This is a genomic window from Nocardia sp. NPDC004568, from assembly GCF_040609955.1.
In the GTDB taxonomy this organism is placed as follows: Bacteria; Actinomycetota; Actinomycetes; order Mycobacteriales; family Mycobacteriaceae; genus Nocardia.
Map to the genome: position 1 here is coordinate 27,597 of NZ_JBEXLL010000060.1, position 18,840 is coordinate 46,436.

Genomic DNA, 18,840 nt, shown 5'->3' on the forward strand with positions numbered 1-18,840 from the left:
ACGGCCCTCGGCGTGGGCACCGTGCTCGGGGTGAGCGTCGTGGCCGAGGTGAGCGAGGTGTTCGCCGTGGCCGGCGTGCCGATCCCGAGCATCCGGCGGCGGGCTCTGGGTGGAGATGCCGTGGTGCCGGCCGGCGGGTGCGTCCTGGTGGGTGGGCCGGTGCTCTGGATGCGACATCTGCTGCCTCCCTGGGTGCGGCGGGCGATGAGGAATACGAGCGGGTGCGTTCTACAGGGTGGTCAGCAGTTGGCGCATGGTGTCGATCTCCTGCTGCTGGGTGTCGACGATGGTGCGGGCCATCGCCACGGCGTCGGGGAACTGTCCGTCCTCGATCTCGGTCCGCGCCATGTCGATCGCGCCTTCGTGGTGGGCGATCATCTGGGTCAGGAACAGCCGGGCGGCCTCGGTGCCCTGCGCGGCGGACAGGGCTTGCATGTCCTGCTCGCTCATCATCCCTTCCATGCCGTGCATGCCCGGCATATCGTGTCCCGGCATATCGTCCGGCATCCCAGTGGGTTCGCCCCATTGGCCGAGCCAGGTGGTGAGCTGGTCGATTTCCGGGCCCTGGGCGGCCTTGATCTGGTCGGCCAGGGCGGTCACCGGTTCGGGGATGCCCTGCTTGGCCAGCAACATGTCGCTCATCTCGATGGCCTGGGAGTGGTGCGGGATCATCATCTGCGCGAACATCACATCGGCCTGGTTGTGGGCCGTCGCGTTCTCGGCGGCAGCGGTGGTGGTCGAGGTGACCGCGCTCGACGGCGCGGTGGTGGTGCCGGTGTCGGAGTCGCTGCACGCGGCGGCCGCCAATGCCACCGCGAGTGCGGTGGCACCGATTGCGAGGGTCTTCTTCGTGTTCACAGGGGATCCTTTTCTCTCAGGGACACAGGAACGAGTGGGCCGGTGATCGGTCGGCGCGGCCCGGGGGAGGAGACGGTGGTCGTCGTCCGGCTTCCGGCAGTCGGGGTTGTGGCAGTGCGGGGCCTACGGCGGAGGTCGGCGCTGTCGAACTGATTTCGAGTGTGCGTATCGGCCGGATTCGATGCCCGGGTGGAACGTGCCCGACACGGTGGGTATCGGCACCCGCTGGTCCGGGTGTATGCCCGGTGCCGCACCGTCGAGGTGGGGGCGCCGGCCTGGATCGCGGCACCGGCGAGATCCGAGCGTGCTGGATCGGTGGCCGGGTTCAGCCACGGAAGTCTCCTCGCCGGCCGCGGTGGCCGGCGGCCCCATCTGTCTGTGTCAGGACCTGTCGGCGTGCCGTGAACTCGTCGGCGTCGATGTCTCCGCGGGCGAAACGCGATTCGAGCAGCCGCAGCGGATCGGTCTCGTCGGGGCGCGCCGCCCCGAGGCCTGTACCCAGCATCGTGGCCACCAGATAGATCACCAACGCCCAGAACGCGGACATGCCCACGGCCATGACGGTCCAGCCTGCCCAGCCGATATCGCCGGCCCAGCCCATCATGGGCGCCTCCGTTCCTCGGTTCGTGTTACCCAGCCTCGTGGATCTGTCCCGGTACTTCGGTGGAGGTCGTATGAAGATTTGCTCAAGAAGTCCCGCCACGGCCTCGGTGACACGGTGGCCTGGTGAAGATGAACACCATGGCCCCGTCTGCTCGCCCACCCGCGACCACCCGCGATGCCGTGCCGGCGCAGCGCCCGCCCACCAGGCTGCGGGCGATGGTCGTCGAGGACGAGGCGCCGCTGGCGAGTCTGGTCGGCACCTATCTGGAACGCGACGGGTTCGAAGCCACCCTCACCGGCGACGGACGCGACGCTGTCGCGCTCGCCCGGCAGGTCGACCCCGATGTCGTGGTACTCGATCTGGGCCTGCCGGGGCTGGACGGGGTCGAGGTGTGCCGGCAGCTGCGAACCTTCTCCGACGCCTACATCGTGATGCTCACCGCACGCGCCGAAGAAGTCGACACGCTCATCGGGCTCTCGGTCGGTGCCGACGACTACATGACCAAACCGTTCAGCCCCCGCGAGCTGATGGCCCGGATCCAGGCCATGCTGCGCCGCCCACGCACCCCCACCCGGCCGGCCGGCACCGGTGCCGATCCCCAGGCCCGCGTGTTCGGTGATCTGGCCATCGACGTCGACGGCCGCGAGGTCACCGTCGGCGGGGCGCCGGTGGCGCTCACCCGCACCGAGTTCGACGTCCTGGCCGCCCTGGCCCGTGACCCCGGGGTGGTCCTCACCCGAGCCCAGCTGATCGGCACCGTGTGGGGTCCCAGCTGGATCGGTGACGAGCACCTGGTCGACGTACACATCGGTCATCTGCGTCGCAAGCTCGGCGACGACGCCACCCGCGGGCGCTATGTCCGCACCGTCCGCGGCGTCGGCTACCGGATGGGCAGCGGAACATGAACTCCGGTCTCTACGAACACGATGCGGCCGCCGAAGGGCCGGTGCGGCGCTCGGCGGGTTCGAGTTTCGGAACTCGGCTGTTCGGCGCCTTGACCGTGGTGGTGATCGGATGCGCCGTCAGCGCCTGGCTGGTCGCCTCCGCGATGGCCCCCGGCATCTTCCACGACCATCTCGGCCAGGCCGGCATCGACCACAACTCCGATCAGGCCGCACACGTCGAGCAGGCCTTCGGCCAGGCGATCATGCTCGCCTGGGGATTGGCCGTGGCGATCGCGGTGCTCCTGGCACTGGCGGTGAGCTGGTATATCACCCACCGTGTCCAACGCTCTCTAACCGCCGTGACCACCTCGGCCGCCCGGATCGCGGGCGGACGCTACGACACCCGCGTCCACAGCCCCGGGCTGGGCCGGGAATTCGACCAACTCGCCGTCACCGTCAACGAACTCGCCCGCCGGCTCGACGCCACCGAAACCACCCGGCGCAGAATGCTGGCCGACCTCGGCCACGAAATGCGTACCCCGATCGCCACACTCGATTCCTACCTCGAGGCACTCGACGACGGCGTCCGCGATTTCGACGACGAGACCCGCCAGGTTCTGCGCTCGGCGACCCACCGTCTCGAACGCCTCGTTCAGGACATCAGCGCGGTGTCGCGCGCCGAGGAACACCTCACCCGGATCCAGCCGGTGCCCACGACCACCGCGATACTGATCACCCACGCCGTCCACGCGGTACACGAACGCTACGACACCAAAGGCGTCGCACTACGCGCCCACCTCCAGGACTCCGCCGCCGTATCCGTCGATCCCGACCGGCTCGGACAGGTGCTGGGCAACCTTCTCGACAACGCCCTTCGGCACACCCCCGCCGGCGGCCGGGTCACCGTCAGCAGCCGGCTGGCGGGTCCGGGGCGCGTGGAGATCGCGGTCACCGACACCGGAGACGGTATCGCCCCCGACCACCTCGACCACCTCTTCGACCGCTTCTACCGTGCCGATACCGCCCGCGACCGCCGCCACGGCGGCAGCGGTATCGGCCTGACCATCACCCGCGCCCTCGTCGAAGCCCACCACGGCCACCTCCGCGCCGAAAGCCGCGGACCCGGCCACGGAGCACGCTTCACCGTCGAGCTACCCACCGGACACTGACCACGCTGTCGAACCCGCCCGGACAAGGGAAGTGCCCTGCCACGGGCGACTCCTGACGAGGCCGCTCGACGGCGCCACCGCGGCCGCTGCTGCCCTGCGCACAGTCGAAGCCGGGTGGTGTCGCTCATGACCGAGCGGACGTGTCCGTCGATGAACGCGGTTCGCGGGTCGTCATGCGCGCGGGTGCGCACACGCGGTGGTGCGAGACGGGATCCCGAGGCGGGCCATGAGCAAGGTGGCCGGGCACCAGCCGACCGCGCTGTAGAGCAGCAGGTTGGCACCCACCAGAGTGGTCAGCAGCAGCCACCAGGGCGAAACCGCCGCTGCCAGAGCCGATCCGGTGATGGTCAGGATTCCCGCCAGTAGCGGGACGATACGGTCGATGGTCCATCCGCGGGACCGCGGGGAGCGCTGCACAGGTAGAGCCGTCCTTTTCGCGAGGTGGCCACCGTCCGCGCTGCGCGCGGGGTCAGGCCAGGGTGAGGAACAGTTTTTCCAGTTCGTCGACGGTCATCGGGGCGGTGTCGCCGTCGTCCCGGCGATCGAGGCATTCGCGCAGACCGGTGGCGACGATCTTGAATCCGGCCCGGTCCAGGGCGCGGGACACCGCCGCCAGCTGGGTGACGACGTCCTTGCAATCGCGTCCCGCCTCGATCATCGCGATCACGCCGGCAAGCTGGCCGTGGGCGCGGCGTAACCGGTTCAGTACCGGTGCGATGCTGTTCTCGTCGCCGTTCATCGTCTTCTCCTTCTCGGTCACCTCTCCCGATGATACCCCCGGGGGTATCCAGGGTTTCCGTCCGCTCTCATCGGTGGGAGAAGTCGATGGCCGGGAGCACCGCGCGCAGCCATCGGGGCGACCACCAGGCGGCGTGGCCGGTCAGCCGCAGCAACACCGGCAGCAGGACGAGCCGGACCACGATGGCGTCGAGCAGGACGGCGACCCCGAGGATGATGCCCATCTCCTTCGGTGGCAGGGGTTGCGCCAGGGCGAAGGTGAAGAAGACCGCGACCATGACGGAGGCCGCCGCGAAGATCACTCGCCCGGAATGGGCCAGGCCGTCGACATGGGCGATCTTCGGATCGTTCGAGTGCTCGTAGTGCTCCTTCGCGGTGGCCAGCAGGAACACGGTGTAGTCCATGGCGATGGCGAAGATCATCGCGAAGAAGAACACCGGCCCCCACCCGTCGAGGAATCCCTGCGGGGTGAATCCGAGCAGGCCCGCACCGTGACCGTCCTGGAAGATCAGCTTCGCCACACCGAAGGCCGCCGCGGTCGAGAGGAGGCTGACCAGGGTGCCCAGCGCGGCGATCAGTGGGGCCCGCAACGCGACCAGCAGGAGGACGAAGCCCAGTGCGAGGATCACCGCGACGATGATCGGCAGATAGTGGTTCAGGGCGCCCTGCAGATCGAGGTTCTCCGCGGGCGCGCCCCCGACCAGCGCCCCCGCCGGCAAGCGGTCGCGCAGCCCGTCGAGGATCGTGCCCATCTGCCCGTCGGAGGGGTCGACCGTGGGCAGTGCCTGCATCATCACCAGACCCGAACCGTCACCGGCGGGCTGTGCGGGTGTGACCATCGCGATCCCGTCACCGGCGGCGGCGATCCGCGCGGTCTCGGCGGCGTCGCCGGCCGGAGTGATGATCTGCAACGCGCCCGGCGCGCCGGTGCCCAGCTGCTGCTGTACGAGTTCATAGCCCTGCCGCACGGGCGCGTCGGCGGGCACGACCTGGATCGAGGGCATGGCGACTTTCAGGCCGAGTACCGGAATCGCCAGCCCGATGAGAACCGCGAGCGCGGCGATCGCGAACGGCCACGGGCGCGCGTGCAGTAGTTCGCCCCACCGCGCGAACCGCGGCGAGCGATGCTGTTGCCGAGTGGCGTACGGCAGTGCGGCGGCGTTGATCCTGCCCCCGAGCCCGCCGAGGGCCGCGGGCAGCAGGGTGAGCGTGGCCGCGAGGACGAAGACCACCGCGAGCATGATCCCCACCGCCATGGTGCGCACCGCGGGTGCCGGAACCAGCAGGACAGCCGACAGGCTCACCAGCACGGTGAGTCCGGACAGCAGGACGGCTTTGCCGGCGGTGTCCATGGTCTCGGCCACGGCGGCACGAGCACTACCGGCTCTGGTCAGCGCGTCGCGGAAACGGGCGACGATGAACAAGGCGTAGTCGATACCCAGGGCGAGAGCGAACATCATCGCGAAATTCATCGCCCACACCGAGATGGGTGTGATCTGGTTCAACAGCACCAGGCCACCGGCCGATGCCACCAGGCCGGCAACGGTCAGCAGGAGCGGTAATCCCGCGGCCACCAAGGAGCCGAACGCCAGCACCATGATTCCCAGAGTCACCGGCCAGGAGAACAACTCCGCCTTGATCATCGCGTCGTGGTTGGCCTTGTTGAAATCACTCCACAGCGCGGACGCCCCGGTCGGATAGACCTCGATTCCCTCGCCCGACAGCGCCGTCAGTGCCTGCTTGTGTTCGTCGACCGCGCGCACCATATCGTCGGTGGAGGCGTTCGCACCCGCGACGAGGATGCCCGTATGCCCGTCCGGGCTGATCGTCATCCCCGGCTGCGGGGGCACCACGGTGCCGAAGCGGCTGTCACCGGCGAATTCGGTGGTGACCCCGGCCAGCACGCGCTGCATCGCCGGACTGTCGACGGTCTCGGTGTCGGAATGCACCACCACTTGCACGGCCGCCGAGGAGTTTCCGCCGAAGTGCTGCTGAGCCAATTCCCGCACCTGTACCGACTCCGACCCGTCGGCCTGCCATCCGGCGCCGGCCAGGGAGGTGAACACACTCGGTGCCGCCGAGCCCAGCGCGACCAGCACGATCAACCACGCGCCGAACACCCAGCGCGTGTGCCCGGCCATGGTCGCGCCCAGGCGCGAGAGTGGCCCGCCCGGGGTTCGGTCGGTCTCTCTCCGATCGGGGATCGTCTCTGTCACTGCTTACCTCCGCCTGCACGGGCTGTTCGCCGGATCGGCCCTGTTTATACCCCGGGGGGTATCCGTCCGAATCGAGGATACCCCAGGGGGTATATGCGTCAAGTGTGGTGGCGGGCTCGGAGCCGGGATCAGCGTCGCGTTGTCCTCGCCGGTTGGCCTTCGTGATGGTCGACGTCGGAGGGCGGCTGGTGGGCGGGAGTCATGTCCGGCTGCGCGGCTTCCGGGCCCGAAGGGCGCGCTTCGGTGGTGGGGTGTATGTCCTGCTCGCCGCGAGGGGGCCGGTCCTGCGGAGCCGATCGGTCGAGTCGGTGTAGCGCGAAGGCCGACAGTGCGCCGATGACGCCGAGTCCGGCCCATACCGCCCAGTCCGCGCCGGCGGCGCGGGCGGCGCCGACGACGGCGCCGGTGGCGAGGTTGCCGGCCAGGATGCCTGTGCCGACGATCGTGTTGTAGAAGCCGTAGTGGGTGGCCACCAGTTTCCCGCCGGCGAGTGAGACGACGGTGTCCATCTCGAAGGGGAAGACCGCGGCGGTGCCGACCGCGAGCACTGCTGTGGACAGCAGTAGCGCGGCGACGGCGGCCGCGACGCCGAATCGTCCGGGGCCGGGGACGGCGAGTAGCGGCAGGAACGCTGCGGCCAGGATCGCCATCCCCACGGCGAGGCTGCGTCCGGTTCCCCAGCGCGCTTCGAACCATCCGGTGATCCGCAGTTGTCCGGCCACGGCGACGATCCCGGAGACCACGAACAGTGCCGAGACCAGAATCTGGGAGTGGGCGCCGGCCAGGTATGCCGCTTGCAGCGGCAGGGCGAGGTACACCTGGAACGACAGCACATACGAGCCGATCATCGTCAGCGAGAAACACAGGAAGCGACGGTTGGCCGCCACCGCGCGCCAATCCTGCAGCCACGATGTCGGTTCCGTCGCCTTCTGGTCGCGGCGGGCGGGGAGGGCGAACAGTTGTGCCACGGTCAGGACCGCGAACACGACTGCCGCGGCCGCGGCGGTGACGCGGAAGTCGAGGAGCATCAGTGCCAGGCCCAGCAGTGGCCCGGCCAGGATGCCGGCCTGGTAGAAGATGTTGAACACCGCGAACGCTTCGACTCGGCGTTCGCCGGTGTCGGCGGCCAGATAGGCGCGCACGGCCGGGTTGAACAATGCGCCGGCGAACCCGGTCGCGGCGGCGGCGATCAGCAGCCAGGGCAGGGCGGTCGCGAATACCAGTAGCGCGAAGCCGCCGGTGCGCAGCAGGCAGCCCGCGACGATCAGGGGTTTGTATCCGAGCCGGTCGGCCAGGGTGCCGCCGAGGAGGAACATGCCCTGCTGGGAGAAATTGCGGACGCCGAGTACCAGCCCGACCGCCCACGCTGCCAGCCCCAGAGGTCCGGCGAGATAGCCGGCCAGATACGGCATCAGCATGTAGAAGCCGAGGTTGATGCCGAACTGGTTGATCATCAGCAGTCGCGCGGCGAGGTCGAAGCTGCGGAAGCTGCCCACTACGGTCACGATGCCGCCTCTCCTGCCGGGTTGCCGGTGTGCGGGTCGATGATGGTGGTGCAGCGGGTCCACGAGCGCACCACCCGCCGGCCGGGGTGCGTGATGACATCGGGTTCGATCGGCGGGGCGGTGTCGAGCAGGCCGTGTTCGCGGCAGTAGTCGTCGCTGTAGATGGTGTCGAAGTAGCGTTGGGGGCCGTCGGGGAACACTGCCGCGATCCGGAGATCGGCCGGGAAGGTACGTGCGGCCCATCCGGCGACCAGTGCGACGGCTCCCACGCTCCAGCCGCCGGTCGTGTAATGCGTACCCGCCAGCGCGCGGCAGGCCCAGACCGCTTCGGCCGGCGCCACCCAGTGCACTTCGTGGAAGGCCGGGTAGTCGACATTGCGGGGGAAGATGCTGGAACCGAGCCCACGCATGATCCGGGGGCCGGCCGGCTGACCGAAAATCGTGGAGGCGACCGTGTCCACACCGATCAGCGCCAGGCCGGGATCGAATCGGCGCAGGACCCGCGCCACACCGGCCGAGTGGCCGCCGGTGCCGACAGCGCACACCAGGACATCGATTCGGCCCAACTGCTGCTCGAGTTCGAGTCCGAGGGTTTCGTATGCGTCGACATTGTCGGGATTGTTGTACTGGTCGGGGCACCACGCACCGGGCTCGGCGGCCAGGAGTTCATCGACACGGTCGAGGCGGGCCTGCTGCCAGCCACCGCTGGGATGCGGTTCGGCCACCACCTCGATGCGCACGCCGTAGGAGGCGAGCATGCGTTCCACGATCGGTTCGAGCCCCGGATCGGTGACCACGGTGACCGGATGGTGGAAGACCGCGCCCGCCAGTGCCAACCCCAGCCCCAGCGTGCCGCTGGTGGATTCGATGATGCGGGCCCCGGGCGCCAGGTCGCCACGCTGTTTCGCGCGCCGGACCATGTGCAGTGCGGGCCGGTCCTTGATCCCGCCGGGGTTGAACCCCTCCAGTTTCGCCCAGAACCCACGGCCGGCGGGCGCCAGCGGCGCTCCCACCCACAGAACGGGGGTATTGCCGACCAGTGAACTCGACTCCCATACGGGAGCGGGCGGGGTGAGCGCGGTCGCAGACGGCGCGGCGGACTTGCCGGACACGACGTTGTTCATGATCGTCGCTTTCTGTATCCGAACCGCCACACAGGGCGGTTGAGACGATGAGCGGGCAGCGAACACCGGCCGACAGCACACGACGGCCTGGCGCTGACCTGTCAGCGTCGGGAGATACAGAAATTCGTGAGAATGGCTTGCCCGGTCGGCGCGGGTGAACCGGTACCCGGCGGCCCACGGATCCCCTGGGTACCGGCGGTGAACATCACGGTCACCGTGGCCACGGTGACCGAACCGATCAGCACCGTCCACAGCAACGGCAGCACGGTCGCGCCGCCGGCGGGCAGCAGTGACTTCTCGACGCAGAAGATCATGTGCTGCTGATCACCGTGGTGTCCGGCAGGGCCACTCGTACCGTGTGCGTCATCGGTCTGCGAGCTGTCGACGGACAGCGCGGCCACCGTACCGCCGGAGTGGGCGTGGGCGCGCTCGTCGACGCGGTACAGGGTGCAGTGCATTATCGGGGCGACCAGCAGCATCGCCATCAGCAGCAGCGCCACCGACGTACGTCGTAGACCGGGAGAGTCGTTCACCGCGGACCACTCGGATCCGGGCACCGGAGGCGGCCGTGTGCACGCGCCCCGTTTGCCGCGGCCGGGGCACCGACGTCGTCGTGCCGGGCGCTGTCCGCGCGCCCGCGCTGCACAGCGGCGAGTGCGGACTTCCCGCTCATCTGCACCACCTCCTCGCCTTCACCATTGTTCTCGCAGTGCGGCCGGAGCGGCGGAGCAGCACCGCAACGGTCGCGAAACGACGCGGGCGTCATCGGCGCACACCCTCGGCCGTCCTGTGACCAGGCCACCGGTGGCACCCGCCCCGTGCGATACGAATGGGTGCACGGCGCTTCGTCCGCGCCTCGGTGGGAGGAACCGGACGGTGCGCCGCCGGCCGGCCCGGTCCCCTGTCGACGGCGGTCCGGTGCGGGAGTCGCCCTGATATACACGGCGTATGCCGGCGAACACACAACCCGAATCCGACGCTTTCGACGACCTGGTGGCCGCCGCCGACGCGCCCGTGTACATCGTCACCCTGGCCGCCGGTGGTGAGCGGTCCGGATGCCTGGTGGGATTCGCGTCCCAGGTAGGGATCGATCCCGCGCGATTCCTGGTATGCCTTTCCGAGACCAATCACACCTATCGGGTCGCGCCGGACGCGGAGTTCGCGGCCGTGCACCTGGTGGGCGCGCACGACAGGGAACTCGCCGCGCTGTTCGGGGCGCAGACCGGCGACGAGATCGACAAATTCGCGCGGTGCCGCTGGCGCTCCGGCCCGCACGGGGTCCCGATCCTGCTCGACGCCGTGGCCTGGTTCTGCGGACGCATCCTCGCCCGGCACGACTTCGGTGACCACACCGGCCTGGTGCTGGCGCCCGAGACCGGCGCGGTCCCGGCGCCCGCACCGGCCGTACTGCGTTTCCACGATGTCGCCGACCTGCGGCCCGGGCACCCGGCCTGACCCCGGCCGCGGATTCGCCTGGGTGATCCAGGGATTCATAGCCGCGGAGCTCCCGGGTGCCCTGGGGCGCGGGGCGCGGACGTGGGCCACTGTGGGGCGATCGGTGCGCCGAATCCGGCTGCGCCGGGGTAGCAGGGTCGCCTCGTCGGCCGGGATCCAGGTGGTGCGGGCGTCGGATCAGGGGCCGGCGAACGTCTTCCGATACGCCGAGGGCGACATGCCCAGACCGCGCCGCATATGGTGGCGGAGGTTGTCCGGTGAACCGAGCCCGGACCTCTCGGCGACCTCGTCCACCGGCAAATCCGCCGACTCCAGCAGTTCCCGGGCCAGATCGACCCGACGGTCACGGAGCCAGGCTCCCGGCGACAGCCCGGTCTCGGCGCGGAACCGGCGGCTGAAGGTGCGCGGGCTCATCCGCGCGTGCGCGGCGAGGGTCGCGACGCTGAGGGGCTCTGCCAGCCGGGTCAGCGCCCACGCCCGGGTCGCGGCCGTGCTGAGGTCGTCGGGTCCGGGGATGTGATGTTCGATGAACTGGGCCTGCCCGCCCTCGCGCCAGGGCGGTACGACGCAGTAGCGGGCGGCCCGATTGGCCACGGTGGCGCCGTGGTCGCGGCGGATGATGTGCAGGCACAGATCGATTCCGGCCGCCAGGCCCGCCGAACTGAGTACCGCGCCCTCGTCCACGAACAGTACGGTCTCGTCCAGTTCGACCGCCGGGAACAGCCGGCGGAAATCGTCGGCGTAGCGCCAGTGGGTGGTGGCGCGGCGGCCGTCGAAGACGCCCGCGGCGGCGAGTACGAAGGCGCCGGTGCAGATGGACACCATCCGGGCGTCGGCGGGCACGGTGGCCAGCGCCGCGGCGAGGGCGGGGTCCAGTGCGCCGCCGGAGCGGGCGGCGCGGTACTTGGTACCCGGCAGGATCACCGTATCGGCGCCGGCGAGTGCTTCCGGACCGGCCGCGGCGACCATCGAATACCCCGCGGTGGCCGGTACGGGCGCGGCGTCGAGGGAGCACGTCACGACCCGGTACAGCGGGTTACCCTCCTCGTCGGTGGCCTCACCGAACACCAGGGACGGGATGGTCGCGTCGAACCCGACCACCAGTTCGAGCAGCAGCACGACGACGGTATGCGGCCGCCGTGGCGCATCGATGGCACGATCTTCACGCATATTGTCGATTCTGCCACTGGTGAGCGGCCGCCGCCTGCCGGAAGCTGATGATCGTGATGACGAAGATCGATTCCGGTGCCGCGGTCGCGCGCGCCGGGCGGTGGCCGCGACCGCATTTCGCCTGGATCGTCGCGGGCGTGAGTTTCGTGGCGATCCTGGGTGCCGCCGGGTTCCGCGCCGTACCGAGTGTGATGATGACGCCGCTGCATCAGGAATTCGGCTGGTCGCATGCGACGATCGGTGCCGCGATGTCGGTGAACATGGTGCTTTTCGGCGTCACCGCGCCGTTCGCCGCCGCGCTGATGGATCGGCTCGGCGTGCGCCCGGTCCTCACCGGTGCGCTGCTGCTCATCGCCGCCGGGACCGGCGTGGGCACCGTGATGAGCGCGAGCTGGCAGCTGGTCCTGCTGTGGGGCGTGCTGGTGGGGCTGGGTACCGGGTCTCTCTCCATGGGCTTCGTGGCGACCGTCTCGACCCGGTGGTTCGTGGCCCGGCGCGGGCTGGTCACCGGGGTGCTCACCGCGGCGAGCGCGACGGGTCAGCTCGTGTTCCTCCCCGTGGTCGCCGCGGCCACCGAGGCTTTCGGCTGGCGCTGGGCCTCGATCATCGTGACCCTCGCGGCTCTGGCGGTGATCCCGCCGGTCGTGCTGTTCATCCGGGACCGTCCCGAGGATATGGGCCTCACCGCCTACGGCGGCGAATCGGAGCCCGTGGCCGGACCGCTACCCGGCGGCACCTTCTCGGCGGCGCTGGCCGGGCTGGCGCAGGGCGCGCGGGTGCCCGTATTCTGGCTGCTCGCGGGCAGTTTCGCCATCTGCGGAATGACGACGAACGGACTGATCGGCACGCATTTCATCCCCGCCGCGCATGATCACGGTATGCCGGTCACCGTCGCCGCGTCGCTCCTGGCCACCATCGGGATCTTCGACGTGGCGGGCACGATCTTCTCCGGCTGGCTCACCGACCGCGTGGATCCTCGCGTGCTCCTGGTGATCTACTACCTCGGCCGCGGGGCGTCACTGCTTCTGCTGCCGTCGCTGCTCTCGCCCGGTGCCGAGCCGAGTACCTGGGTCTTCATCGTCTTCTACGGTCTCGACTGGGTCGCCACCGTGCCCCCGACGATCGCGATCTGCCGCAGCTGGTTCGGTGCGTCGACCCCGGTGGTTTTCGGCTGGGTGTTCGCTGCCCACCAGCTCGGCGCCGCGGTGGCCGCGTTCGGCGCGGGCTACATACGCGATGCCCACGGTTCCTACGACCTCGCCTTCTTCGCCGCCGCGGGGTTGTGTGTGGTGGCGGCACTCCTGTGCGGTGCCGCGCGCAGACCGCGGGGTGGTGCGCCGGCGGTGACGGCGGAACCTGCGGCCAGGCGGGTCTGACCCGAGGGCGGGGAAGCCGGGCTCGATCGGGCGCTGCGGGCCCACAGGCCCGACCGGGCGCTGCCGGCGAACCCGGCCCGTCCGGAGTGCAGGGGACCGTGCCGTTCGGCCCGGCGGAGTGCCGGGGCGGAGCTACCGTTCGCCGACTGTTACCGCCACGAGTCGTGATCGGCGTTTGTGCGCCGGGCCTCGGGGAAAGCACTCGGTGATCGCGGGCCGACCGTGCCCCGCGCCGACGCCGGGAGAGGCCATGGACTACCGCGTCCTCACCTTCGCCGCCCTCTTGACCTGCTGTGCTCTCGGTCCGCCGGTCGCGCAGGCGGCACCGGGCCCCGAGCCGGGCCCGTCGACCGCCGCGAGCGAGCCCGCGCCACGCACGGCCGTCTCGGTGCGCTCGCTCACCGGCTGCGCTGGGGCACCGCCGAAGAGCGCCAGGTACGCAGCGCGCTGTCGCTGGCCAAGCTCTACCTCACCGAGTACGTACTGCGCCACGGCGACGGTTCGGCCGGCGATCTCGCCTACGGCGAGCGAATGATCCGGTTTTCCGACGACGCGGCCGCCGACGCGGTGGAGGCGAAATATCCGCAGGCCATCGCGATCGTCGCCGCCGAGTACGGGCTGACCGAAACCCGGCCGGGCGCGAACTGGGGCAGCTCCACCACCAGTACCGCCGACGTGGCCGATTTCCTCGCCGCCAAACAGCGCACGGAACCGGCCTCCCCGATCTTCTCCTGGATGGCCACCGCCGCGCCCCGCGCCGCCGACGGCACCGAACAGAACTGGGGCACGGCCACACTGCCCGGGGTCCAGGGCACCAAATGGGGATGGGCGGACGCCCCGCCGCAGGAAGTCGCCTCGGCATCGTTCGGGCCGGGTTTCACGGTGGCCGCGCACACCCGTGGCGGTCCGGCGGATCAGACGGCCGACGTGCTCGGGGCATTGTCGACGATCCTTCCCGGTCGCGGGGGGCCTGCCGCGACTTCGGTGCCCCCGCACACCACCGGCTCCCGTCCGGCACCGGTGGGCTCGCGGCCCGGCTGATCACCCCTCGTCAGAACTGACGTTCGCGCGGCGGCGCGGGATTCGGGCAGAGTCGCAGCGCGAACAGCATATCGGTGTTGCGCGCGGGCTCCGGCGATTCGGCCCGGCGCAGCAGCCCGGCGCCGCGGATCCAGCTGTGGTGCCAGTGATGGAGGTCCGGCAAGGTGACGCCACACTGCGCCGCGGTCTGGCGCAGGCGGCGTCCGGCACCACCGATGGCGCCGGCGAACAGTTTCGCCGCGGGTTCCGGGCGAGTTTCCTGGTACGCGCGGGCCTCGTGCAACAGCGCACGCACCGGGCCCGGCAGAACCCATACGTACAGATCGGCGGCCTGGACATAACCGATCGGCCCGGTGAAGACGAGACCGTCGCGGGTAAGTCCGGTACAGGGCACCGAACCGAGTTCCACCATGGTGGCGCCGGTACACAACAGGGTGGTGAGGGCTGCCGCGTCGACCGGGTTCGCGGTGCGCGCCCTTATCTGTCCGATGGTGCTGTCCTCGACGCGCGTGGTGGTCAGCCCGGGGCCTACCGAGTAGTTGAGGTCGGGCGGCAGTTCCAATCGCATACCGTGCAACAGGAAACCCGCCTGTGCCCCGCGCAGCCGGGCGACGGTGTGCCCGCGACCCGGGCTGCCGCAGACGAGTTCGCCGAGAAACCGGTACAACCCGAGGATCTCGTGCCGTTCGCCGGGGTGGGACACCTCGGCGAAACCGGGGCGAGCCGTCGAAAACGTGTGGTCCCAGAGGTATCCGGCGGCTCCGGGTTCGCCGAACGGTATCGGCGTGGCGGCACCGTCCGGGTGGTGCGTGCACGGACGGCCAGTGCGCGCGGTGAGCCAGCGGCACGTCGCGTCGATCCCTTCGGTGTACACCGTGTCGAGGCGGGCGAATTCCGCCGCGGCCAGACTGCGGTGGGCGTCGGCGCGGAACGTGGTCACATCGCTGTCCGGTATCCAGGGCAGGCCGTCGTCCCCGGTCGTCAGTGCGACTTCGACGATCCGGTCCCGGTGCTCGGCGTCACGGTAACCCATGATGCGAGTAGCGCCTTCCGGTGCCGCCCCCGGTGCGACCGGTGATCGCCGCGCTCTGCGGAACGTCAGCCACTGCTGTAGCTGTCCCTCCGCCAGACCCAGCTTGCGCGCTGCGGACCGCACATCGTCGACGGACAGTTCCTCGTTCTCGTCGAGCTGGATCAATCGGTCCAGTGCGGACGGACGCAGCGTGGCGCCGCTGGTCTCGGTCACGGTGACAACCTCCTGGGCGCAGGCCCGGACGATATTTTCTTTCTCCTCCGGCACATAACATTCGAACACTTCCCGGGCAGTGGGAGGAGATGTTCAACCAGAACTTAACCACCGTTGACAGAGAATCCGCAGTTCCGATATTTGCGGAGGGTTGGCAGTTCGGCGCGTGGGAATCGCGATCGGACCCGGCTCGAGCGCGCAAGCGCTGGAACCGATATCGAAGTGTCGGGCCCGTACGCGGTAAGAACGGGGTGGCCGTTCGATTGCTGATTTCCCGGAGTTGTCACGGCTGGGTATCCGGGGTCTCGACGCCGGAGACCCTGGCGTCCGGAGCCGGCGGTCCTCAGCGGTCCGGCCGCGCACCCGGCTCGAGCGCACCGCCGGCGGCTCGCCATTCGACCAGGCCACCCGACATGTTCTTTGCCTCGAAGCCGTATTCGATGAGGAGATTCGCGGCGCCGTAGGACCGCAGGCCGCCGGTGCAGAAGGTGATCAGGAGCCGATCGTCGGGCAGTGGTTCGTATCCTGTCGCCAACTGTTCGAGCGGTAGGTGGATCGCGCCGGGAATGTGGGTGCGATTCCATTCGAACTGCCGGCGCACATCCACGATCAGCGCTCCGTCACGGACGGCGTCGATCGCCTCCGGCGCGGACAGGGAAGGCGCGCGGTACAGGTAGTGGCGGATGCTCACGGGAGTCGGTCCTCACTTCGGGGGGGAGGGTGGTCGCGATGACGTTTTCGCTGGTCGGCCAGGGTCAGGCGGCGCCGGGACGCACGATCATGAGCACTACGACGGTGAGCCACAGCACGTTGTATCCGCCGGTGAGCATGCTCAGGGTGCGCAGTCGCCGTTCGTCGTCGGGCGTCGCGAGGGCTTGACGCTGCATCGGCTGGATCGTCGTGAGGATGAGCGCGGCGGCGCAGGCGGTGAGCACGATCGCCAGGGTGATCCAGATCTCGCCCAGGCGGTTCTGAAGGGTGGCGAGGACGATGCCGACCACGGGAACGGTCAGGCCCAGCCGGCCGTAGGTCCCGGTGATCCGGTGCAGTGCGGCGGCGACGGCGTGATGCCGGTCCGGTGTCGCGCCGTCGGTGCCGGTGACCGGGGCGTAGCGGGGAAACAGACTGGTGGCCACGGCCGAGCCACCGAGGAAAACGATCGCTGCCAGGACATGGACCGACAGCAACAGGTTGTGCATGAACAGCTCCCTCTCGACCTTCAGGTTAGCTGAAGCCTAACACCTCCTTCAGCTCGACTGAAGGGCTGTGGCCCGCTGCCTGGCCGCCCCCGACGAGATCGGACCAGTCCGGACCCCCGAGCTACGGCCCGGTGGGAAGCTCGCCGCTCCGGCAGAGGTAGGAAGCGATTTCGGTGAGCTTGGTATTGCTGTGCTGACTGGCGCGTACCAGCAGGGCGAAGGCCTGTTCGGCGGTCAGCTTGTACCGCTCCATGAGAATGCCCTTGGCCTGACCGATCAGGTCGCGGGTATCGATGGCGTGCTTCAACTGCGAGACCTGCCGTGCGGTGGCCATCGCCACACCGGCGTGGGCGGCGAAGAGTCGGCCCACGCGTTCGGAATCGGCGCCGAAGGCATGGGATGCGCAGGCGTACAGGTTGAGAGCGCCGAGATCGTCGTCGAGCACGTAGAGCTGAAACGAGAGCATACTGCCGATACCGAGTTCGGCGGCGCGCGCGGCGAACCGCGGCCACCGTTGTTCGCTTGCGGTATCGGGCATTGCCACGGTGTGCCGTTCGTACAGCGCGGTCAGGCAGGGGCCCTGCCCGAACTCGATCTGGGCGCGATCGACCGCCGAGACCACGCTCGCGGAGACGATCGGCGTCTCCATCATCCGCCGCCGCGCGATCACCGACACTCCCGCGTACGCCGCGCCCGGCACGGTGTCCACCGCGGTGTCGACGATGCCCTGCAGCGTGGCCGTCACATCCGCGCGCGACTCCAGATAGCGGGCCAGATCGCCCAAGCGCTCGGCCAGGTCCGCCGGTGTCCGGGAGGGGCCGGAGACTTCCGCCGCCGCGTCGTCCCCCGGGTCGGGCCGTGTATCGATCGCCATCGGAATCGCCCTCCGCAGCAGGTGCCGACCGCGTACCGGCCGACGACGCCGCCCGCGGGTCCGCGTCCGGAGGCCACGTCCGCCCTCCACCCTACGTCCGGAAGGCCGGTGCGGCGGTGTCCGCGGACCCGGCGCACCGGCCCGGTGGGATTTCCGGCCGGAACCATCGCGCCCCGGACCGTGATACGGGACGAACGGGCGGCAGAGTTACCGGCGGCGCGGCATCGCCGTGCCGATCACGGTGTCCGGGAGGCCGGCGTGTCCGGCGACGATCTCGCCGGCCCGATAGGCGGGACGGTCGATACCCGGCTCGTCCCGGGTGACGATCGGGGTTCGAAACCGGCCCGGTCCGCCACCGGCCGTGGTCTCCGGTCGCCGCGACAACGCGGTCACCGCCGCGACGACGGTGGAGCGGATGGGCAGGCTCGCGGTCCGGGAGTCGGCGCCGGCCAGGCGCGCGAGGCGCGCGTCGCCGGTCACCAGGCATACCTGCACACCGTCGCGGCGGTATGCCGCCGCGTCGGCCGCCAGCGCTGCCAGCGTGCGCAACGACAGGAAGCCGAGCCTGCCGGCATCGACGATCAGCGCGCCGCCTCCGGCACTCGCCGTCTCGACCGCCTCGCGCACCTTCTGCCGCCACAGGGGGAGTGTGAAGGCGTCCGCTTCGCCGCGGACGGCCAGGACGACGATGTCGCCGCGCCGGAGCGTTCGGAAGACCAGCTGGTCACCGGGCGATCGGGACGGTGACGGGGAAGTGAGGGCAACAGGTGCAGCAGACGAATCGGATGGCTTCATGGGGACTCGGATCAGTCGAGATGCCTCACGGCATCGTGGCCGGGCCGACCCTGGAGTCTCAAGGCGAACGTGAACCCGTCGTTTCCACCCTACGCGCCCGGCGCCGCCGCCGGACTCGAACCACTCGCCCGTTCCGGCGGGGCGGACCGGTGTTTGCCCCGACCGGTCCCGGGTAGGCGGCCGGGTGGCGGCGCACGGCCGTCGCCGGAACGAAGGTTCAGCGGTACGGCAGATATGCCGACCGGGAAACCGGTCGGGTCACCGCCACCGAATGTGACCCGGCGGAAAGTCCGTGACCGGGCCGGTTCGGCGAAACCGCCGGTCCGACAGCCCATTCGAGCAAGGGAGCGCACAATGAGCCAGATCAGTCCTGTGCAGGTGCAGAAGTATCTCTCCGGTATCGACTACCCCTGTGACCGTGACGGCCTCGTCTCCACGGCGAAGAAGAACGGTGCCGACGCGGACGTGCTCGACGCCCTCAGCGGCCTACCGGACCGGACGTTCGACGGACCGAACGCGGTCAGCCAGGCGATCTTCTGAGCGCAACGGACAGCAACCGGGCCGGGGCCGCGCGGCCCCGGCCCGG

General features: G+C 69.9%; 20 protein-coding genes. 6 read left to right on the forward strand and 14 right to left on the reverse strand.

Features of this window, described 5'->3' with window-relative positions; genetic code table 11:
• Positions 1–228: 228 nt before the first annotated feature.
• Together ABZV91_RS23855 and ABZV91_RS23860 are read right to left on the reverse strand one after the other, a co-directional pair.
• Positions 229–858, reverse strand: coding sequence for a DUF305 domain-containing protein (locus ABZV91_RS23855; RefSeq protein ID WP_355245632.1), 630 nt, complete (start codon positions 856–858; stop codon positions 229–231).
• 325 nt (positions 859–1,183) lie between these two features.
• The gene (locus tag ABZV91_RS23860; RefSeq protein ID WP_355245635.1) at positions 1,184–1,462 is read right to left on the reverse strand and encodes an SHOCT domain-containing protein; all 279 of its coding nucleotides are present in this window, start codon (positions 1,460–1,462) and stop codon (positions 1,184–1,186) included.
• Between the two features lie 215 nt (positions 1,463–1,677).
• Between ABZV91_RS23860 and ABZV91_RS23865 the strand changes: the two genes are divergently transcribed.
• A complete protein-coding gene (locus tag ABZV91_RS23865) occupies positions 1,678–2,367 on the forward strand; it encodes a response regulator transcription factor (protein ID WP_355245691.1) in 690 nt (229 codons plus the stop codon).
• On the forward strand, positions 2,364–3,515 hold the full coding sequence (locus ABZV91_RS23870; RefSeq protein ID WP_355245638.1) for an ATP-binding protein: 1,152 nt from the start codon (positions 2,364–2,366) through the stop codon (positions 3,513–3,515). The genes ABZV91_RS23865 and ABZV91_RS23870 overlap by 4 nt, the downstream gene beginning before the upstream one ends.
• A 171-nt stretch (positions 3,516–3,686) precedes the next feature.
• Here the strand turns inward: ABZV91_RS23870 and ABZV91_RS23875 are convergent, their stop codons facing one another.
• The 6 genes from ABZV91_RS23875 to ABZV91_RS23900 form a co-directional block, all read right to left on the reverse strand.
• Positions 3,687–3,932, reverse strand: a complete 246-nt coding sequence (locus tag ABZV91_RS23875; RefSeq protein WP_355245641.1) for a DUF2892 domain-containing protein — start codon at positions 3,930–3,932, stop codon at positions 3,687–3,689.
• A 52-nt stretch (positions 3,933–3,984) separates the two neighbouring features.
• Complete coding sequence (locus tag ABZV91_RS23880; RefSeq protein WP_355245694.1) at positions 3,985–4,254, reverse strand: metal-sensitive transcriptional regulator; 270 nt, start codon at positions 4,252–4,254, stop codon at positions 3,985–3,987.
• A 67-nt stretch (positions 4,255–4,321) separates the two neighbouring features.
• Positions 4,322–6,394, reverse strand: a complete 2,073-nt coding sequence (locus ABZV91_RS23885) for an MMPL family transporter (protein WP_355245697.1) — start codon at positions 6,392–6,394, stop codon at positions 4,322–4,324.
• A gap of 203 nt (positions 6,395–6,597) precedes the next feature.
• Complete coding sequence (locus ABZV91_RS23890; protein WP_355245700.1) at positions 6,598–7,923, reverse strand: MFS transporter; 1,326 nt, start codon at positions 7,921–7,923, stop codon at positions 6,598–6,600.
• Between the two features lie 47 nt (positions 7,924–7,970).
• Entirely contained in the window at positions 7,971–9,098 is a 1,128-nt protein-coding gene (locus ABZV91_RS23895; RefSeq protein WP_355245643.1) for a PLP-dependent cysteine synthase family protein, read from the reverse strand.
• A 101-nt stretch (positions 9,099–9,199) separates the two neighbouring features.
• Positions 9,200–9,631, reverse strand: coding sequence for a DUF2946 family protein (locus ABZV91_RS23900; protein WP_355245646.1), 432 nt, complete (start codon positions 9,629–9,631; stop codon positions 9,200–9,202).
• Between the two features lie 415 nt (positions 9,632–10,046).
• Here ABZV91_RS23900 and ABZV91_RS23905 point away from each other — a divergent pair, with 415 nt between their 5' ends.
• On the forward strand, positions 10,047–10,553 hold the full coding sequence (locus ABZV91_RS23905; RefSeq protein WP_355245649.1) for a flavin reductase family protein: 507 nt from the start codon (positions 10,047–10,049) through the stop codon (positions 10,551–10,553).
• Between the two features lie 177 nt (positions 10,554–10,730).
• Here the strand turns inward: ABZV91_RS23905 and ABZV91_RS23910 are convergent, their stop codons facing one another.
• Positions 10,731–11,723: a helix-turn-helix domain-containing protein gene (locus ABZV91_RS23910; protein WP_355245652.1), complete on the reverse strand. Its 993-nt coding sequence runs from the start codon at positions 11,721–11,723 to the stop codon at positions 10,731–10,733.
• A 56-nt stretch (positions 11,724–11,779) separates the two neighbouring features.
• Here ABZV91_RS23910 and ABZV91_RS23915 point away from each other — a divergent pair, with 56 nt between their 5' ends.
• Positions 11,780–13,099, forward strand: coding sequence for an MFS transporter (locus tag ABZV91_RS23915; RefSeq protein WP_355245655.1), 1,320 nt, complete (start codon positions 11,780–11,782; stop codon positions 13,097–13,099).
• Positions 13,100–13,321: 222 nt separating this feature from the next.
• On the forward strand, positions 13,322–14,140 hold the full coding sequence (locus ABZV91_RS23920) for a hypothetical protein (protein ID WP_355245658.1): 819 nt from the start codon (positions 13,322–13,324) through the stop codon (positions 14,138–14,140).
• A 10-nt stretch (positions 14,141–14,150) separates the two neighbouring features.
• On the opposite strand, the gene ABZV91_RS23925 is transcribed toward ABZV91_RS23920, so the two are convergent.
• The 5 genes from ABZV91_RS23925 to ABZV91_RS23945 form a co-directional block, all read right to left on the reverse strand.
• A complete protein-coding gene (locus ABZV91_RS23925) occupies positions 14,151–15,386 on the reverse strand; it encodes a hypothetical protein (RefSeq protein WP_355245661.1) in 1,236 nt (411 codons plus the stop codon).
• A gap of 343 nt (positions 15,387–15,729) precedes the next feature.
• Complete coding sequence (locus tag ABZV91_RS23930) at positions 15,730–16,077, reverse strand: rhodanese-like domain-containing protein (protein WP_355245664.1); 348 nt, start codon at positions 16,075–16,077, stop codon at positions 15,730–15,732.
• Positions 16,078–16,141: 64 nt separating this feature from the next.
• The gene (locus tag ABZV91_RS23935) at positions 16,142–16,585 is read right to left on the reverse strand and encodes a hypothetical protein (protein WP_355245667.1); all 444 of its coding nucleotides are present in this window, start codon (positions 16,583–16,585) and stop codon (positions 16,142–16,144) included.
• A gap of 121 nt (positions 16,586–16,706) precedes the next feature.
• Positions 16,707–17,459, reverse strand: coding sequence for a GAF and ANTAR domain-containing protein (locus ABZV91_RS23940; RefSeq protein ID WP_355245670.1), 753 nt, complete (start codon positions 17,457–17,459; stop codon positions 16,707–16,709).
• A 207-nt stretch (positions 17,460–17,666) separates the two neighbouring features.
• A complete protein-coding gene (locus ABZV91_RS23945) occupies positions 17,667–18,254 on the reverse strand; it encodes an STAS domain-containing protein (protein WP_355245673.1) in 588 nt (195 codons plus the stop codon).
• Between the two features lie 354 nt (positions 18,255–18,608).
• Between ABZV91_RS23945 and ABZV91_RS23950 the strand changes: the two genes are divergently transcribed.
• The gene (locus tag ABZV91_RS23950; RefSeq protein ID WP_355245676.1) at positions 18,609–18,794 is read left to right on the forward strand and encodes a DUF2795 domain-containing protein; all 186 of its coding nucleotides are present in this window, start codon (positions 18,609–18,611) and stop codon (positions 18,792–18,794) included.
• Positions 18,795–18,840 lie beyond the last annotated feature (46 nt).

What these genes read in the sequence shown, in the direction of transcription:
- ABZV91_RS23865 (WP_355245691.1), top strand. Translation starts at nt 1,678, where the DNA reads ATGGTCGTCGAGGACGAGGCGCCGCTGGCGAGTCTGGTCGGCACCTAT.
- ABZV91_RS23880 (WP_355245694.1), bottom strand. Translation starts at nt 4,254, where the DNA reads ATGAACGGCGACGAGAACAGCATCGCACCGGTACTGAACCGGTTACGC.
- ABZV91_RS23935 (WP_355245667.1), bottom strand. Translation starts at nt 16,585, where the DNA reads ATGCACAACCTGTTGCTGTCGGTCCATGTCCTGGCAGCGATCGTTTTC.
- ABZV91_RS23895 (WP_355245643.1), bottom strand. Translation starts at nt 9,098, where the DNA reads ATGAACAACGTCGTGTCCGGCAAGTCCGCCGCGCCGTCTGCGACCGCG.
- ABZV91_RS23860 (WP_355245635.1), bottom strand. Translation starts at nt 1,462, where the DNA reads ATGATGGGCTGGGCCGGCGATATCGGCTGGGCAGGCTGGACCGTCATG.
- ABZV91_RS23950 (WP_355245676.1), top strand. Translation starts at nt 18,609, where the DNA reads ATGAGCCAGATCAGTCCTGTGCAGGTGCAGAAGTATCTCTCCGGTATC.
- ABZV91_RS23915 (WP_355245655.1), top strand. Translation starts at nt 11,780, where the DNA reads ATGACGAAGATCGATTCCGGTGCCGCGGTCGCGCGCGCCGGGCGGTGG.
- ABZV91_RS23945 (WP_355245673.1), bottom strand. Translation starts at nt 18,254, where the DNA reads ATGAAGCCATCCGATTCGTCTGCTGCACCTGTTGCCCTCACTTCCCCG.
- ABZV91_RS23910 (WP_355245652.1), bottom strand. Translation starts at nt 11,723, where the DNA reads ATGCGTGAAGATCGTGCCATCGATGCGCCACGGCGGCCGCATACCGTC.
- ABZV91_RS23885 (WP_355245697.1), bottom strand. Translation starts at nt 6,394, where the DNA reads ATGGCCGGGCACACGCGCTGGGTGTTCGGCGCGTGGTTGATCGTGCTG.
- ABZV91_RS23940 (WP_355245670.1), bottom strand. Translation starts at nt 17,459, where the DNA reads ATGGCGATCGATACACGGCCCGACCCGGGGGACGACGCGGCGGCGGAA.
- ABZV91_RS23870 (WP_355245638.1), top strand. Translation starts at nt 2,364, where the DNA reads ATGAACTCCGGTCTCTACGAACACGATGCGGCCGCCGAAGGGCCGGTG.
- ABZV91_RS23890 (WP_355245700.1), bottom strand. Translation starts at nt 7,923, where the DNA reads ATGATCAACCAGTTCGGCATCAACCTCGGCTTCTACATGCTGATGCCG.
- ABZV91_RS23905 (WP_355245649.1), top strand. Translation starts at nt 10,047, where the DNA reads ATGCCGGCGAACACACAACCCGAATCCGACGCTTTCGACGACCTGGTG.